This window comes from Chryseobacterium sp. KMC2 (assembly GCF_016756935.1).
GTDB lineage: Bacteria > Bacteroidota > Bacteroidia > Flavobacteriales > Weeksellaceae > Chryseobacterium > Chryseobacterium rhizosphaerae.
Genome location: NZ_JAESIT010000001.1, coordinates 273,634 through 287,594, shown reverse-complemented (window position 1 = coordinate 287,594; position 13,961 = coordinate 273,634). Strand labels below are relative to the sequence as shown.

Below are 13,961 nucleotides of genomic sequence, written 5' to 3'. Positions count from 1 at the left end.
ATGAGCACAATAGTTAATGACTTAAAGGAAAAATGGGAGGCTCTGAAAGCAGAAAATCCACATGTAAGAATAAGAAATGCAGCCGCTCAATTGGGAGTAAGTGAGGCAGAATTATTAGCAACCGGTGTAGGTGAAGGAGTAACTGTTTTGAAACCTGAATTTCCAGGTATTCTGACAGAAGCCGGCCAGCTGGGGAAAGTAATGGCTCTTACCCGTAATGATGAATGTGTTCATGAAAGAAAAGGAACTTATCTGAATGGTGATTTCAGCAGCCCGCACGCACAGCTTTTTGTAGGTGAAGATATTGATCTTAGAATTTTCCTGAACCACTGGAAATTTGCTTTTGCAGTAGTGGAAGGAGATAAAAAAAGCCTTCAGTTCTTTGGTAAAGATGGATTGGCATTGCACAAGATCTATTTGACTAAAGACAGTAATGACTCAGCTTTTGAGGCTATTGTTGAAAAATTCAAAGCTGAAGATCAGAATCAGGCTTTTGTATTTGAGGCAGTAGCACCGAAACAGGCAGAAAAAGCTGACGCTGAAATTGATGTGGACGGATTTAAAAAAGCATGGACAGAATTAAAAGATACTCACGATTTCTTTATGATGACAAGAAAATTCGGGGTAAGCAGAACACAGGCTTTACGATTGGCTCCGGAAGGATTTACCAAAAAAATTGATAACGCTAAAGTGGTAAATGTTCTTGAAGATGCTTCTGAAAAAAACACCCCTATCATGGCATTTGTAGGAAACAGAGGAATTATCCAGATCCATACCGGAAATGTAAAGAAAACCCTTTGGCATCAGCAATGGTTCAATGTAATGGACCCTGATTTCAACCTGCACCTTGATGTAACGAAGATTGCAGAAGCATGGATCGTGAAAAAGCCAACTGAAGACGGTGAGGTAACAGCAATTGAAGTATTCAATGCAGACGGAGATTTTATCGTTCAGTTCTTTGGAAAAAGAAAACCGGGGATTCCAGAATTACAAGAATGGAAAGACCTTGTTGCAGAATTAGAAAAGTAATAATTAGATGATTTGAATGGGCCGTTTTGTTTTGTAAGATTCAAAGCGGTCTTTTCATTTTGAGTTTTGGCAGCACGAGGAGAATGCAAAATAAGTGGGTTTTCAAATTTACTTTTTTACAATTCTTTCTGCCAAAATATTTGTGTAATTTGTGGTTAAATATATAAAATGAAGAATATTCTTATGGCGATTTTGCTTTCAGGGTTCTGTACACTTAGTGCACAGGATTTTAAAGCATATCAGTTTTATGATAAAAAAGGAAAGGAGGTAAAGACCGATAAAATAGTCAAAGAACTGGCAGATTATGATGTGGTCTTCTTTGGTGAGAATCATAACAGTTCTATCAATCACTGGCTTCAGCTGAAAATTACAGAAGCTCTGTTTGAAAAGAAAAAGGGACAGCTTATTTTAGGTGCTGAAATGTTTGAAAGAGACAACCAATCTCAGCTCAACCAATATTTAAATGGAAAATTTGATGCTAAAACATTCAAAGATTCAGCCCGTTTATGGAATAACTACGCAACAGACTACAAACCTTTGGTTGATTTTGCTAAGAACAAAAAACTGAATTTTGTGGCGACGAATATTCCAAGAAGATATGCTTCCCAGACCGCAAAAGAAGGACTAGAGTCTTTGAATAAACTCAGTGAAAAAGAGAAAACGTATATTGCTCAGTTACCTATCAAAGTAACACTGGATACTCCGGGATATCAGGAGATGAAAGCGATGATGGGCGATCATGCTGAAGGAACCAAAGTGATGAATTTTATTTCGGCACAGGCTACAAAAGATGCTACAATGGCGGAATCTATTCTGAAAAACTTTCAGGCCGGAAAAACCTTTATCCATTATAACGGAAACTATCACAGCAAAGAGTTTGGCGGAATTTATTGGTATATCAAGCAGAAGAATCCGAATCTGAAAATGGCGGTGATTTCAGTATTTGAATCTGAAAATCCGGAGCTTAAAGTTCCCGAAAAAGAGTATGTCCCGACAGATTTTAATCTGATCATTCCGAGTGATATGACGAAGACTTTTTAATTTCTGGTAAATCGTAAGGATTTAATCAGAGTCTTTGTGAATCCAGCTTGAAAAATTAAAACGGGATTTAGATTCCTACGGAATGACACACGTCATGTAAAGTTTTTTAATTTGTAAAACTTATAAAATAGATCAATATAAACGGGCTTTAGCCCGTTTTTTTATATACAGATTCCAATGGCTTTAGCCAAAACTTAAGATTACATTATTTACCTTTGTATCACATTCAATCCATATGAAAAAACTGACCATTTTAGTTGTATTTTGTGTAGGGCTGCTACAGGCACAAACATTATCTCCCAATGAAGTTTCCCTTATCAATCAGGGTGATATCAATGCAGCACTTCCGATCTATCAAACTACAGATGCCCATCAGCATAAAACATTGTTGAGCTTTTCTGCAGAAATCAATCCTACAGATCCTAATACGGCGGTTTTGGTAAAAAGGATGAAAGAATCTCTCCTGTCTACGGATGGCGGAGTAGGAATTGCTGCACCGCAGGTTGGAATTAATAGAAGGATAATCTGGGTACAACGTTTTGATAAAGAAGGAACACCCCTGGAATATTTTATCAATCCGGTGATTGTATGGAGATCTGACCTTCAAAATCTTGGACCTGAAGGAGATTTATCGATTCCTGATTTCAGAGACCAGTTTTACCGAAGCAAGGTTATTCAATTGGAATATGTGGATTTAAAAGGGCAGAAATATTCTGAGATAGTAGAAGGATTTACCGCGGTCATTTTCCAGCATGAGATCGACCATCTTTTCGGAATCCTGATTTCAGATAAAAAAGAAAAAGAAAAGAATGATTCTTATAAAAAGGTAGAAGCGTATCAGAAAAGTGATTTGAACAGAAGGTAAGTGATGAGTGATGAATGATGAGTGATGAGTGCCGTGCAGCTGCGAGGAAGCTCGCTTAGTCAAATCGAGGAATCGATTCATTTTTGCTCAATTTCTTATCCATTGTATTATTTTTCTTTGCGTTTAAGGAAACACAAATTGCACTAATGATTACCCTAAGATCACAAATATGGTCTGTTTCAATATTATCTGATTATCTGGCTGCATTTTAAAAATGTAGAATGATCTATGTTGATCTGATGAAAAATAAAAAGGAGCTGTTTTAGAAATAAAACAGCTCCTTTCGCTATAACTATGCTTAAAAAAAATTGGATTAGTCGTTATTGGTCACTGAAAGCTTAACCTCAATATTGTTTCTGGTAGCATTAGAGTAGGGGCAAATCTGGTGTGCCTTATCCGTTAATGATTGTGCTTCTTCTATAGAAACTCCCGGAATATTGACATCCAGCTCCACAGCAAGTCCAAAACCTCCGTTTTCAATCTGTCCTATGCTCACCTGAGCGGCAACAGTGGTTTCACCGGTTTTTACTTTTGCCAAACTGATCACTCTGTTGAGTGCGCTGTCAAAACATGCAGAGTATCCGGCAGCAAACAGCATTTCAGGATTCGTAAAGTCATCATTAGCTCCTCCTAAAGCTTTAGGCATTCTTACCTCAAGATCTAAGACTCCATTTTCACTTTGTACATGGCCGTTTCTTCCGCCTTGGGCAGTGACTTTTGTTGTATATAATGTTTTCATTTATTTTTCTATTTTCTTTAATATTTTTAAGACTGTGTCTTTAAGTTCTAACAGCTCTTCAGGCTGTATCCCAATTTTTTCCTGGATTTTCCCCGGAATTGCACAGGCCTTTTGCTGTAATTGTTTGCCAGCTTCAGCTAAAAATACTTCAACCACTCTTTCGTCCTCCTTTTTTCTTTTTCTTGTAATGAAACCCTTAGTCTCAAGTCTTTTGAGAAGAGGAGTTAAAGTACCACTATCCAGAAATAGCTTTTCTCCGATATGCGTTACGGTAAGTCCGTCACTATCCCACAATACCATCATAACGAGATATTGAGAGTACGTTATGTCCAGCTCATCAAGAAAAGGACGGTAAAGACCGGTAATCTCTTTGGCAATGACATATAGCGGAAAGCAGATCTGGTTTTCTAGTTTAGGTGTTTTTAAATTTTCCATGATTTTCGGGTACGAAAGATTCGATGAAGGTATTACTTTTTTATGATAAACTCATCCATTGGAACACGGACTTTTTTCATAGAAGACAACCAGTCGTTTGCTTCGTCACGGTATCCAAGGTATAAAAGACTTACACTTTTCAATCCTAATTCTTTTAATCCCAATACTTCATCTACTACCTCATTGTTGAATCCCTCTGCAGGAGTACTGTCGATTTTAAGTTCTGCTGCCTGTGCAAGAGCTATTCCCAAAGCAATATAAGTCTGACGGGCAGTATGTGCAAAATGTTCTTCAGGAGTCTGAGCTCCATACATTTCTTTAATTTTATCTGTATAACTTCCAAAACGTCCTCTTGGAAGATCTCTTACATCCGTATGATGATCATATACTTTATCTATTTTCTCATTAGAATAGCTATCCCATGCTGCAAAAACCAAAACATGAGAAGAATCTCTCATTACCTCAGGGTTTAAAGCTCCGGCTACCATTTTCTCTTTCAATTCCTGGCTTTCCACTACAATAATTCGGAAAGGCTGTAGCCCTGACGAAGTAGGAGCCAGTCTTGCTGATTCTAAAATTGTGTTTAAGTCTTGTTCCGATACTTTTTTGGTTGGGTCATATGCTTTTACAGCATGTCTCCAGTTTAAATTTTCTATTAATGACATTTCTTATGTTTTTAAATTAAATACTTACCTGCTATCTGTTCGTGAAATTTTAAATTGAACAAATTAACACTGCAAATATACAACAATTTAAATTGTGTGCAATTTAATTTTGAAAAATTTTATTGCCGTCAATTTTAAATTGAAGGAAACTATGGGATTAATTTGATTTTAAGCAAGATTCGGATTTTTTCAAAGCGGTGATATTCCAATCTTTGTCCTATCATTTTAAACAAAAAACAATGCAGAGATTTAAAAACAAAACAGCTTTAGTTACAGGAGGTACCAATGGAATGGGATTGGCCACAGCCGAAAAATTTATAGAAGAAGGTGGGACGGTAATTATTACCGGGCGAACAGATGAAACTGTAAAGAGTGCTTTGGCTAAGCTAGGAAAGAATGCTTTTGGAATTGTATCCAATGCCGGGAATATGAAGGATCTGATGAATGTACAGCAAGAGGTCCGAAAATATACAGACCATATTGATGTCATTTTTGCCAATGCTGGCTATGGAAAATTTGCTCCTGTTGAATATGTAGATGAAAACCAGTTTGATGAGCTTTTCAATGTATTGGTGAAAGGTCCTTTCTTTACCGTTCAGCAGATATTGCCGTTGATGAAAAGGGGAGGTTCAGTTATTTTTAATACCTCAGTAGCTACAGATATTGCTATGCCCAATTTCTCAGTGTATTCTGCAGCAAAATCGGCAACTCAGTCTTTTATTAAAACATTTGCTGTAGAACTTACAGAACGTGGTATTAGGGTCAACGGAGTAAGCCCGGGACATATCAAAACCAATATCTTCAATAATACAGGATTAACTGCCGGGCAAATAGAAGGAGCCGTCCGGGATATTATTCCTACCATCCCTTTTAAAAGGCAGGGAGAGCCGGCAGAGATTGCCAATGTGGTTTTATTCCTTGCCTCGGAAGAGGCTTCCTATATCCATGGAGCAGAGATCAAGGTAGATGCCGGGATTTCTGTCATAAGATAACCCGTAGATTATTTGACCTCTTTGACCTGTTTGATGATATTCGTATTATTTTCAATACCGATATCAAATGCTTTCCCATTTTTATAGCTCTGATTCAGTTTTTCCATCAGAACTTTGTAATCCGGTGATTTTTTTGAGAGATAAAATACCTGAGCACTTATTCCGATGGCTACACGTACAAGATCGTTCGGCTTGTCCGGATCTTCGGTAATACTTGAAATCGTTGAGTTATTATACCAGGTTAGGTTCTGTGAACTGGCATTACCGGAACAGGATGTAATCATAATAAAAAGTAATAATATATAGGTCCAGGCTTTCATAGCAAAATGTATTAAGTAAAAGCTCCTGCAATGTATGTAAAATAAGTGCAGGAGCTATATAAAAGTTAGTTAGAATCCACAACCTCCTACGTTAGGTGCAGGAGAAGGAGAACATCCTGATAAAGATGAGAATATGTTCAATACGCAATTGGTATTCACATAATTATTGTCATACAGTAAAGAACCGGATGGGCTTCTGTAATAAACATTTCCTGCAGTATTGGCAAAAGATGAAACAGAAGCAGATCCACAAGACGTATTCGTGCAGGCAGCTCTCCATGCCGTATCAGTTACTGGTCCGCTGGAGAATAAAGAAGGATCTATAATTCTTTTTTCTACCACTCCGGAAGCATTTTTAAAGCTTACAAGGATAGCAACATGGTATACCCATGATACACAGCAGGTACCTGTAGAAGCTCTCAGGTTACCATAGACGAATTGTTTTTCACAATCATAACCTGCATTGATCAGTATTTGTCTCATTTTGTGAGCTCTTGCGTAGCAACCGTCTACAGGATATCTGAAAGTGATACAAGGGGAAGAAGCGGTAGAAGTTCCGCATGCCTGATTTTTAATTTGGGCAAATAAACTGTTTAAAGTAGCCAAATTAGGGATAACACTGGTTAATCTCCTTGCTTCTACCTGTACATCTTTCGTTAAAACAGATTTGAAATAACGGACATCTTCCTCTGTTGCTTTATCTACTTTTGCAATTTCATGGCTATTAGGCTTTAAAAAGACATGAATTGGAGTTTCATCAGCTACAGCTTTTCTGATCATGGAAATATAGTTTTCATTTTCCTTGCTGTCCTGAATTTCAAAAGGCTGAGCAGTAATGATAAATGATACTTTAAATTTCCCGTTTTCTTTTTGTATCCCTACCGGGACAGTTCTTCCGAAGTCTTTCAGAGCAATTTCTTTAGACTCTTTCGAACTCATGTTTTCCTGATTTGCGTTCGCATCTGAACAGGAATTGAATGACAGTACTGATACAAATACCATCATTGATAGCAAAAATTTTTTCATAATTCTCATAAATTTGGTGGTTAAAAATTTGTTCTTTACCGTGAAATTAGTTCACTTTAAAGTGATATTAAAAGTAAAAAAAAATAAAATATCACCAAATTATTTTTATAAAAATTTCAAAAAAATATAAAATATTTATTTTTAAACCCAATTTTTGAGCTTAAACAGGTGTATATTAATAATCATATGGTTTAAAATGTATATTTTTATGAATTTTGAAATGAAGGTTGGTTTTTTGTTTATTTCAGAAAAAATCCAGTCTCAATATTTTGAAACTGGATTAGGTTTTCTCCCGTTGTAATGGATAGGGAGTTTATATTTTTTTGATCATTATTTATAGATCAATTCAGCTTGAAAAACATCAGCAAAATGTTTTCTGATCTTTGCTTTCAGTTCCTCCACCTCTTCCGGTGTCAGTTCTCTTTCAAGTTCTCTTTTTAGAGAAGTTACCTGCTTATCTTTAATTCCACATGGAATAATGTATTCAAAATACCGCATATCCGTATTGACATTCAAAGCAAAACCATGCAGAGTTACCCATCGGGAAGCTTTCACCCCCATAGCACACATTTTTCTTGCATAAGGTTTTCCTACATCCAGCCATACTCCGGTTTCACCCTGAGAACGTTCTCCTTTAAGGCCATATTCTGCAATAGTTCTGATAATAACCTCTTCCAGGTTTCTCATATATAAGTGAATATCCGTAAAGAAATTTTCAAGATCCAGAACCGGATAACCAACGACCTGCCCGTATCCATGATAGGTAATATCTCCTCCACGGTTTGTTTTCACGTAAGTCGCTTCTATTTCTTTCAGTTTATCAATACCGGCAAGCATGTTTTCCTCATGGCCGCTTTTTCCTAAAGTATACACATGGGGATGTTCTACAAAAAGAAGGTGGTTGGGCGTAGTAATATGCTGCTCTGCAGGAAGATCACGGTTTTTTATCTTGGTATCAATAATACTCTTCATCAGTGTTTCCTGATAATCCCAGGCGGGTTGGTATTCTTTGACCCCTAAATCTTCAAACTCTACTGCTTTATTTTGATTTGTATTCATTTCAATTTTTAGACATACAAATTTAGTGAATTTTAGTCTTTTATGGAATGGATAAAATCTATAGCTTTTTTCGTCCAGTCTTTATGCTGTAATAATATATTCACAAAGGCTGTTCCAATGATCCCGCCATCTGCTTTTTCAGTCACATTTTCAAAATCTTCCTTTGACTTGATTCCGAAGCCGATCATAACAGGATTTGTAAGAGGAAGGGAAGCTAATCTTGCCAGATAATTATCATTCTTTACAACAGCATTTTCATTTCCGGTCGTAGAGGAAGAACTTACAGCATACAGGAATCCTGAACTTAAAGAATCTAAATAGAGAATTCTCTCATCAGACGTTTCGGGAGTAACCAGAAAGGTAAAATTGAGATGGTATTTCTCTAAAATATGCTGATAGTTTTTTTCAAATTCAATAGGAGGAAGATCTGGCAGAATAAGTCCTGAGACCCCACTTTCTGAACATTCTTTACAGAATTTTTCAAATCCAAAACTTAAGACAGGATTAATGTATCCCATCAAAATAATGGGAATCTTTAGGTCTTCTTTTATGGTTTTTAACTGGGAAAAAAGCTTTTCAATGGTCATTCCGTTTTGCAAAGCAAGCTCATGGGCCTGCTGAATTACGGGCCCATCTGCTACCGGATCAGAATAAGGCATTCCGATTTCAATCATATCCGCTCCGGAATTCTGAATTAATTTTATAATTTCAGGAGTATCTTCCAGTTGTGGAATTCCTGCTGTGAAGTATATATTTAATTTTTTCATTTCTTATTGTATTAAAGTAGAATAAGTACATTCTACACCAGACATTTTACAGATTTTTCAAATACGTTTCCATATCCTTGTCTCCACGGCCACTCAGACAAATAACAACAATGTCATTTTCATTAAATCTTTTCTTGTCTAAAACAGCTAAAGCATGGGAGCTTTCCAAAGCAGGAATAATGCCTTCCAACTTGGTAAGGGCAAAAGCAGATTGTAAAGCTTCATCATCATTGATGCTGAAAAATTCTGCCCTTTTTTCCTGAAACAAATGAGCATGGAAAGGTCCGATTCCCGGGTAATCAAGTCCGGCAGAGATAGAATGGGGTTCTATGACCTGCCCGTCTGCAGTTTGCATCACCAGACTTTTACTTCCATGAAGAACTCCCAAAGTTCCTAAAAAGGTGGTGGCAGCAGATTTTCCGGAATCCACTCCTAAACCTCCGGCTTCAGCAGCAATGATTTTTACGTCTTTTTCTTCTACAAAATGATAAAAAGTTCCGGCAGCATTACTGCCTCCTCCCACGCAGGCAATTACATAATCGGGATTCTCCCTTCCGATTTTCTCCTTAAGCTGCTCCTTAATTTCTTTTGAAATAATACTCTGAAACCTTGCCACAAGATCCGGAAAAGGATGAGGTCCCACTACACTTCCGATTACATAATGTGTCGTTACAGGATTGTTGATCCAGTCTCTTAAGGCTTCATTCACGGCATCTTTCAGTGTCTTTGAGCCTGATGTAGCTGCAATAACCTCTGCTCCAAGCATCTTCATCCTGGCAACATTGGGAGCCTGTCTCTGAATATCTATTTCTCCCATATAAACAATACACTCAAGACCAAGAAGTGCACAGGCGGTAGCTGTAGCAACGCCATGCTGTCCCGCTCCGGTTTCAGCAATAATCCTGGTTTTTCCCAAACGTTTGGCAAGTAAAACCTGTCCTAAAGCATTATTGATTTTATGAGCTCCGGTATGGTTCAGATCTTCTCTTTTTAAATAAATCTGAGTATTGTATTTTTTACTTAAATTTTTTGCAAAATAAAGTGGGGTAGCCCTTCCTACATAATGGGTAAGCAAATCCTGATATTCACTCTGGAAATCTTCAGACTCAATAATTTCAAGATAGTGTTTTTGCAGTTCATCTACATTCGGATAGAGCATTTCAGGGATAAAAGCTCCTCCAAATTCTCCATAATATCCGTTTTCATCGGGGTTTTTATAATTCATATCTTTATTCTTTAGTAATTAAATAAGCAGTATTCTCTGCACTCAGCTGGCTGAGCTGTTCCTTTCTTTCTTTTGAAATATTAAAAATTAAAATGTCATCGTCTTCAGAATTGACCCATTCCGAATTCTCATTCTCTTTGATTGATTTTGCTTTATCATATAGAATTTCAATATCGCATTTCTGGTAAAAAGGACGGAGTTCCTCGTGACAGAATCCAATGGTCTCCATATTTCTTTGATTGGCATTATCTTTAAAATACTGAACAAGCCTGGCTCCATAACCTTTTTTCTTATGAGCTGAAACAAGCCCTACAGCCTCTGTGAAGGTAATTTGTTCTCCGGATATTTCCAATGTAAAATCAAAATTATTACGGATAACAGCCAGTATAGATTCATCCGTATCCAATAGAAGATGAAATTCTGAGTCTTTAAAGAAAGTTCGGAAATAGGAAGGTTTCATACTGCTCCACACAGGAACATCCCAAAGCTGAAGAATATGTTCTATTTCAGTTTCCGTCAATTCTTCTGCCTGTTTTATCTGATACTTCATAATTGTAATATTGTTTTCATCCCAATTCTATAGCAATTCGTCCCGTTGGGATTCTTTCTTGTGTAATATTGATTGGAATCGTTTAATCCTGTCGATATCTTTATTGCCTGGTTCAATTTCAAACTTTGAATTGATGTCTAAGGCAAAAGGTTTTTGATGCAGAAATTTAATATTTTCTATATTTTCTTCCGAAATACCACCACTTAAAAAATAAGGAAGAGGGATTTCAAATGCATTCAATACTGTCCAGTCGAACTGTTTTCCAGTTCCTCCAAAGGCTTTGCTGTCGGTATCAAATAGCAAATAATTGAGAGTGGAGAGTGGAGAATTGATGATCTGCTGTATTTTATTCCTGTTTTCTGCAGCGTCATGACCAATTCTTATGACTTTAATGATTTTAATTTCCGGACTTAATTTTTTTCTCAATTCAATGGTGAAGTCCTGGTTTTCATCGCCGTGAAGCTGGATGTAATTTAAATGGGCTTTCTCAGCTATTTCTACAATTTGATCAATTTCTTCATTCACAAAAACACCTGTTTTTCCTGAATGTTCAATGTTTGCAATATCTTGAAGACCCAGATGATTCAGCACATATCTCGGGGATTTTTCATAAAATATAAAGCCGAGAAAATCTGCTTTCATACCAATCAGCTCCTGGATCTGTTCAGTTTTTGTTAAGCCACATACTTTGAGGTGAGGGGGCAGGTTCATTCAGTATATATTTTGTTGTTACTCATTTATTCTCAGATTCTCAAATAACCTTATTGGCCGATTTCAATGCTGAACTCTTCAAATGCTTTTGCAGGATCAGGATTCTTCATAAAATATTCACCCATCAGGAAGGCGTCAAATCCTTTTTCTTTTAAATAGGTGAAATCTTCAAGGCTGTAAATGCCGCTTTCAGCGACAGATAAAACGTCTTTTGGAAGTAAATTCTTTAATTGTACGGAATGTTGCAAATCAACTTTGAAATCTTTCAAATTTCGGTTATTAATTCCCACCAGATCAATATTTGAATGGAAATGTTTCAACTCTTCCTCAGTGTGAATTTCCAGCAAAACCTCCAGGCCAAGCTCATGAGCCAATTCTGTGAACTCTTGGACCTGACTGGTTGAAAGACAGGATGCAATCAGCAAAACAACATCCGCTCCAATACTTTTTGCTTCGTAGAACTGATATTCATCAACCATAAAATCTTTCCTCAAAATAGGGATGTTGATCTGATTTCTTACGGTCAGAATATCACTGAGGTCGCCTCCGAAAAAATCTTTATCTGTAAGGATAGAAATTCCACTCGCCCCGAAATTTTCATAGGCAGAAACTACATGTAAAGGAGAAATACTATTATTGATAATTCCTTTTGAGGGAGATTGCCTTTTAAATTCAGCAATAATTCCGTTTTTATTTTTTACAGATTCTTTCAGAGAATACGTCTTTCTTCCAAAAAACTCGGCCTCTTTTAAGCGATTAACGGAAATTTCTGATTTTGCAACACCAATCTCTTCTTTTTTCCTTTCAATAATTTTATCAAGTATAGTCATTTTTGTTTTTTTAATAATAGAAATTACAATGGTTCTTAAACTGCTTTATAACTGTTAGCTCATTAAAAGTTCAAAACTCTTCAGTGCTTTTCCGCCTTCCAAACTTTCTTTAGCCAAAAGAAGGCAGTCTTCATAAGATCCAAACTTATTGGTATGATGAAGCGATACGGAAGCATTGGCAAGCACTACGGAATTCTGTTGTTCTGTACCTTTACCTTCCAGGATATTTCTGAAAATTTTTGCCGTTTCCTGAGTTGTCTCACCCGCCTTAATATCTTCCAGTGTTACCGGACTAAAACCTAAATCTGCTGCAGAATAGATGCTTTCACCATTTTTAGTGATAATCTTAGTGTCATCAGTCAGGCTGATCTCATCATAACCATCTAATCCGTGAACGAGCATGAAATCACGATCTTCTTTTTGTAGGAGATACTGATATATTCTTGCAATTTCCAGATTGTATACTCCAATGACAGAATATTGAGGTTTGGCAGGATTTACCAAAGGGCCGAGAAGATTGAAGAAAGTTCTCAATCCCAATGATTTTCTCAATAATCCAACAGATTGAAGGGCCGGGTGGAAGTAAGGAGCATGTAAAAAACAGATATTGGCCTTTTCAAGGTCTTCATTCAGCTGATCTGAATTATTTTTAAACTCATATCCAAGTTCTTCCAGTACATTGGATGAGCCTGTAGTGGTTGAAGCACCATAATTTCCATGTTTTGTTACCTTCTGCCCGGCTCCGGCCACTACAAAGCTGGCCAATGTTGATATATTGATTGTGTTTTTTCCGTCACCTCCTGTTCCTACAATATCGATAGCGTCATGGGCTTCTATATGGACAGGAACGGCCATTTGTAAAAGAGCTTCTCTAAACCCCTCCAACTCCTTTAAGGTAATATTACGCATCAGGAAAACGCTGACAAAGGCAGTCACTTCTGCAGCATTGAATTTATTCTGAGCAATTTCAATCATAGTAGCTTTTGCCTCAGATTTTGATAACGTATTATGATTAAAAAGGTATTGTAGTATTTCTTTCATTTGGGGCGTTTTTATTGTTGAAGAGATTTCTGTTGTTTTCATTGTAAAAGGAAATTTTTGATGATGGTTTCTCCTTCGGGAGTTAAAATACTTTCCGGGTGAAACTGTACACCATGTACATCATAGGTTTTATGCTGTAAAGCCATGATCATTCCGTCTTTATCTACTGCGGTAATTTCCAGTTCTTCAGGGAAGTTTTCCGGATTCACAGCCCAGCTGTGGTATCTTCCTACTTCCAGACCTGAAGTAATATTCCTGAAAATCAGGGTATTTTCTTTTACTATTTCAGTAGTCGTTGCCACTCCATGAAAAATCTCAGACAGGTTGACAAGACTTCCTCCGAAAGCTTCTGCAATAGCCTGCTGGCCAAGGCATACTCCCAAAATGCTTTTCGTAGGAGCATATTCTTTGATGAGATCCAATAGAATTCCTGCTTCTTCCGGAATCCCGGGACCGGGAGAAAGGATTATTTTATCATATGTTCCCACTTCTTCTAAAGTGATCTTATCATTTCTTACCACATCCACCTTTTGATCCAGAATTTTTTCGATGATCTGAACAAGGTTATAAGTGAAGCTGTCGTAATTGTCGAAAACTAAAACTTTAGATTTTGAGTGTTGGTTGTTTATATTGCTATTCATTTTTTTATTTTTTTTGATTGGCCAA

17 protein-coding genes are annotated in these 13,961 nt (G+C 36.9%); 4 read left to right on the top strand and 13 right to left on the bottom strand.

Going from position 1 to position 13,961, the window contains the following annotated elements; all coding sequences use genetic code 11:
• The 3 genes from JML65_RS01275 (at position 1) to JML65_RS01265 (ending at position 2,935) form a co-directional block, all read left to right on the top strand.
• A complete protein-coding gene (locus JML65_RS01275; RefSeq protein ID WP_047485531.1) occupies positions 1–1,029 on the top strand; it encodes a hemin-degrading factor in 1,029 nt (342 codons plus the stop codon).
• Positions 1,030–1,197: 168 nt separating this feature from the next.
• The gene (locus JML65_RS01270) at positions 1,198–2,070 is read left to right on the top strand and encodes a ChaN family lipoprotein (protein ID WP_047485528.1); all 873 of its coding nucleotides are present in this window, start codon (positions 1,198–1,200) and stop codon (positions 2,068–2,070) included.
• Between the two features lie 235 nt (positions 2,071–2,305).
• On the top strand, positions 2,306–2,935 hold the full coding sequence (locus JML65_RS01265) for a peptide deformylase (protein WP_084086053.1): 630 nt from the start codon (positions 2,306–2,308) through the stop codon (positions 2,933–2,935).
• 313 nt (positions 2,936–3,248) lie between these two features.
• Here the strand turns inward: JML65_RS01265 and JML65_RS01260 are convergent, their stop codons facing one another.
• The 3 genes from JML65_RS01260 to JML65_RS01250 are packed head-to-tail and all read right to left on the bottom strand — an operon-like array spanning position 3,249 to position 4,774.
• Positions 3,249–3,674, bottom strand: coding sequence for an organic hydroperoxide resistance protein (locus tag JML65_RS01260; RefSeq protein WP_202269671.1), 426 nt, complete (start codon positions 3,672–3,674; stop codon positions 3,249–3,251).
• The gene (locus tag JML65_RS01255; protein WP_047485522.1) at positions 3,675–4,109 is read right to left on the bottom strand and encodes a MarR family winged helix-turn-helix transcriptional regulator; all 435 of its coding nucleotides are present in this window, start codon (positions 4,107–4,109) and stop codon (positions 3,675–3,677) included. It lies immediately after the preceding gene.
• A gap of 32 nt (positions 4,110–4,141) precedes the next feature.
• Positions 4,142–4,774, bottom strand: coding sequence for an NAD(P)H-dependent oxidoreductase (locus JML65_RS01250; protein WP_202269670.1), 633 nt, complete (start codon positions 4,772–4,774; stop codon positions 4,142–4,144).
• 239 nt (positions 4,775–5,013) lie between these two features.
• On the opposite strand from JML65_RS01250, the gene JML65_RS01245 reads away from it, so the two are divergent.
• Complete coding sequence (locus JML65_RS01245) at positions 5,014–5,766, top strand: SDR family oxidoreductase (RefSeq protein ID WP_202269669.1); 753 nt, start codon at positions 5,014–5,016, stop codon at positions 5,764–5,766.
• Positions 5,767–5,774: 8 nt separating this feature from the next.
• Here the strand turns inward: JML65_RS01245 and JML65_RS01240 are convergent, their stop codons facing one another.
• From JML65_RS01240 to JML65_RS01195, 10 genes are all read right to left on the bottom strand, one after another.
• The gene (locus JML65_RS01240; protein ID WP_047485515.1) at positions 5,775–6,086 is read right to left on the bottom strand and encodes a hypothetical protein; all 312 of its coding nucleotides are present in this window, start codon (positions 6,084–6,086) and stop codon (positions 5,775–5,777) included.
• 69 nt (positions 6,087–6,155) lie between these two features.
• The gene (locus tag JML65_RS01235; protein WP_156126007.1) at positions 6,156–7,112 is read right to left on the bottom strand and encodes a protein-glutamine glutaminase; all 957 of its coding nucleotides are present in this window, start codon (positions 7,110–7,112) and stop codon (positions 6,156–6,158) included.
• Positions 7,113–7,442: 330 nt separating this feature from the next.
• Positions 7,443–8,171 (bottom strand): lipoyl(octanoyl) transferase LipB, encoded by a 729-nt coding sequence (gene lipB, locus JML65_RS01230; protein WP_084086048.1) that lies wholly within the window; start codon positions 8,169–8,171, stop codon positions 7,443–7,445.
• 32 nt (positions 8,172–8,203) lie between these two features.
• Positions 8,204–8,938, bottom strand: a complete 735-nt coding sequence (gene trpA / locus JML65_RS01225) for a tryptophan synthase subunit alpha (RefSeq protein ID WP_084086047.1) — start codon at positions 8,936–8,938, stop codon at positions 8,204–8,206.
• 46 nt (positions 8,939–8,984) lie between these two features.
• The gene (gene trpB / locus JML65_RS01220) at positions 8,985–10,163 is read right to left on the bottom strand and encodes a tryptophan synthase subunit beta (RefSeq protein WP_115917223.1); all 1,179 of its coding nucleotides are present in this window, start codon (positions 10,161–10,163) and stop codon (positions 8,985–8,987) included.
• A gap of 4 nt (positions 10,164–10,167) precedes the next feature.
• Positions 10,168–10,713 (bottom strand): GNAT family N-acetyltransferase, encoded by a 546-nt coding sequence (locus tag JML65_RS01215; protein ID WP_084086045.1) that lies wholly within the window; start codon positions 10,711–10,713, stop codon positions 10,168–10,170.
• A 27-nt stretch (positions 10,714–10,740) separates the two neighbouring features.
• Positions 10,741–11,424, bottom strand: coding sequence for a phosphoribosylanthranilate isomerase (locus JML65_RS01210; RefSeq protein ID WP_202269668.1), 684 nt, complete (start codon positions 11,422–11,424; stop codon positions 10,741–10,743).
• 50 nt (positions 11,425–11,474) lie between these two features.
• A complete protein-coding gene (gene trpC / locus JML65_RS01205; RefSeq protein ID WP_202269667.1) occupies positions 11,475–12,254 on the bottom strand; it encodes an indole-3-glycerol phosphate synthase TrpC in 780 nt (259 codons plus the stop codon).
• A gap of 54 nt (positions 12,255–12,308) precedes the next feature.
• The gene (gene trpD / locus JML65_RS01200; protein WP_202269790.1) at positions 12,309–13,295 is read right to left on the bottom strand and encodes an anthranilate phosphoribosyltransferase; all 987 of its coding nucleotides are present in this window, start codon (positions 13,293–13,295) and stop codon (positions 12,309–12,311) included.
• A 38-nt stretch (positions 13,296–13,333) separates the two neighbouring features.
• Positions 13,334–13,936, bottom strand: a complete 603-nt coding sequence (locus tag JML65_RS01195) for an anthranilate synthase component II (protein ID WP_084086042.1) — start codon at positions 13,934–13,936, stop codon at positions 13,334–13,336.
• Between the last annotated feature and the right edge of the window lie 25 nt (positions 13,937–13,961).

What these genes read in the sequence shown, in the direction of transcription:
- JML65_RS01275 (WP_047485531.1), top strand. Translation starts at nt 1, where the DNA reads ATGAGCACAATAGTTAATGACTTAAAGGAAAAATGGGAGGCTCTGAAA.
- JML65_RS01270 (WP_047485528.1), top strand. Translation starts at nt 1,198, where the DNA reads ATGAAGAATATTCTTATGGCGATTTTGCTTTCAGGGTTCTGTACACTT.
- JML65_RS01265 (WP_084086053.1), top strand. Translation starts at nt 2,306, where the DNA reads ATGAAAAAACTGACCATTTTAGTTGTATTTTGTGTAGGGCTGCTACAG.
- JML65_RS01260 (WP_202269671.1), bottom strand. Translation starts at nt 3,674, where the DNA reads ATGAAAACATTATATACAACAAAAGTCACTGCCCAAGGCGGAAGAAAC.
- JML65_RS01255 (WP_047485522.1), bottom strand. Translation starts at nt 4,109, where the DNA reads ATGGAAAATTTAAAAACACCTAAACTAGAAAACCAGATCTGCTTTCCG.
- JML65_RS01250 (WP_202269670.1), bottom strand. Translation starts at nt 4,774, where the DNA reads ATGTCATTAATAGAAAATTTAAACTGGAGACATGCTGTAAAAGCATAT.
- JML65_RS01245 (WP_202269669.1), top strand. Translation starts at nt 5,014, where the DNA reads ATGCAGAGATTTAAAAACAAAACAGCTTTAGTTACAGGAGGTACCAAT.
- JML65_RS01240 (WP_047485515.1), bottom strand. Translation starts at nt 6,086, where the DNA reads ATGAAAGCCTGGACCTATATATTATTACTTTTTATTATGATTACATCC.
- JML65_RS01235 (WP_156126007.1), bottom strand. Translation starts at nt 7,112, where the DNA reads ATGAAAAAATTTTTGCTATCAATGATGGTATTTGTATCAGTACTGTCA.
- lipB (WP_084086048.1), bottom strand. Translation starts at nt 8,171, where the DNA reads ATGAATACAAATCAAAATAAAGCAGTAGAGTTTGAAGATTTAGGGGTC.
- trpA (WP_084086047.1), bottom strand. Translation starts at nt 8,938, where the DNA reads ATGAAAAAATTAAATATATACTTCACAGCAGGAATTCCACAACTGGAA.
- trpB (WP_115917223.1), bottom strand. Translation starts at nt 10,163, where the DNA reads ATGAATTATAAAAACCCCGATGAAAACGGATATTATGGAGAATTTGGA.
- JML65_RS01215 (WP_084086045.1), bottom strand. Translation starts at nt 10,713, where the DNA reads ATGAAGTATCAGATAAAACAGGCAGAAGAATTGACGGAAACTGAAATA.
- JML65_RS01210 (WP_202269668.1), bottom strand. Translation starts at nt 11,424, where the DNA reads ATGAACCTGCCCCCTCACCTCAAAGTATGTGGCTTAACAAAAACTGAA.
- trpC (WP_202269667.1), bottom strand. Translation starts at nt 12,254, where the DNA reads ATGACTATACTTGATAAAATTATTGAAAGGAAAAAAGAAGAGATTGGT.
- trpD (WP_202269790.1), bottom strand. Translation starts at nt 13,295, where the DNA reads ATGAAAGAAATACTACAATACCTTTTTAATCATAATACGTTATCAAAA.
- JML65_RS01195 (WP_084086042.1), bottom strand. Translation starts at nt 13,936, where the DNA reads ATGAATAGCAATATAAACAACCAACACTCAAAATCTAAAGTTTTAGTT.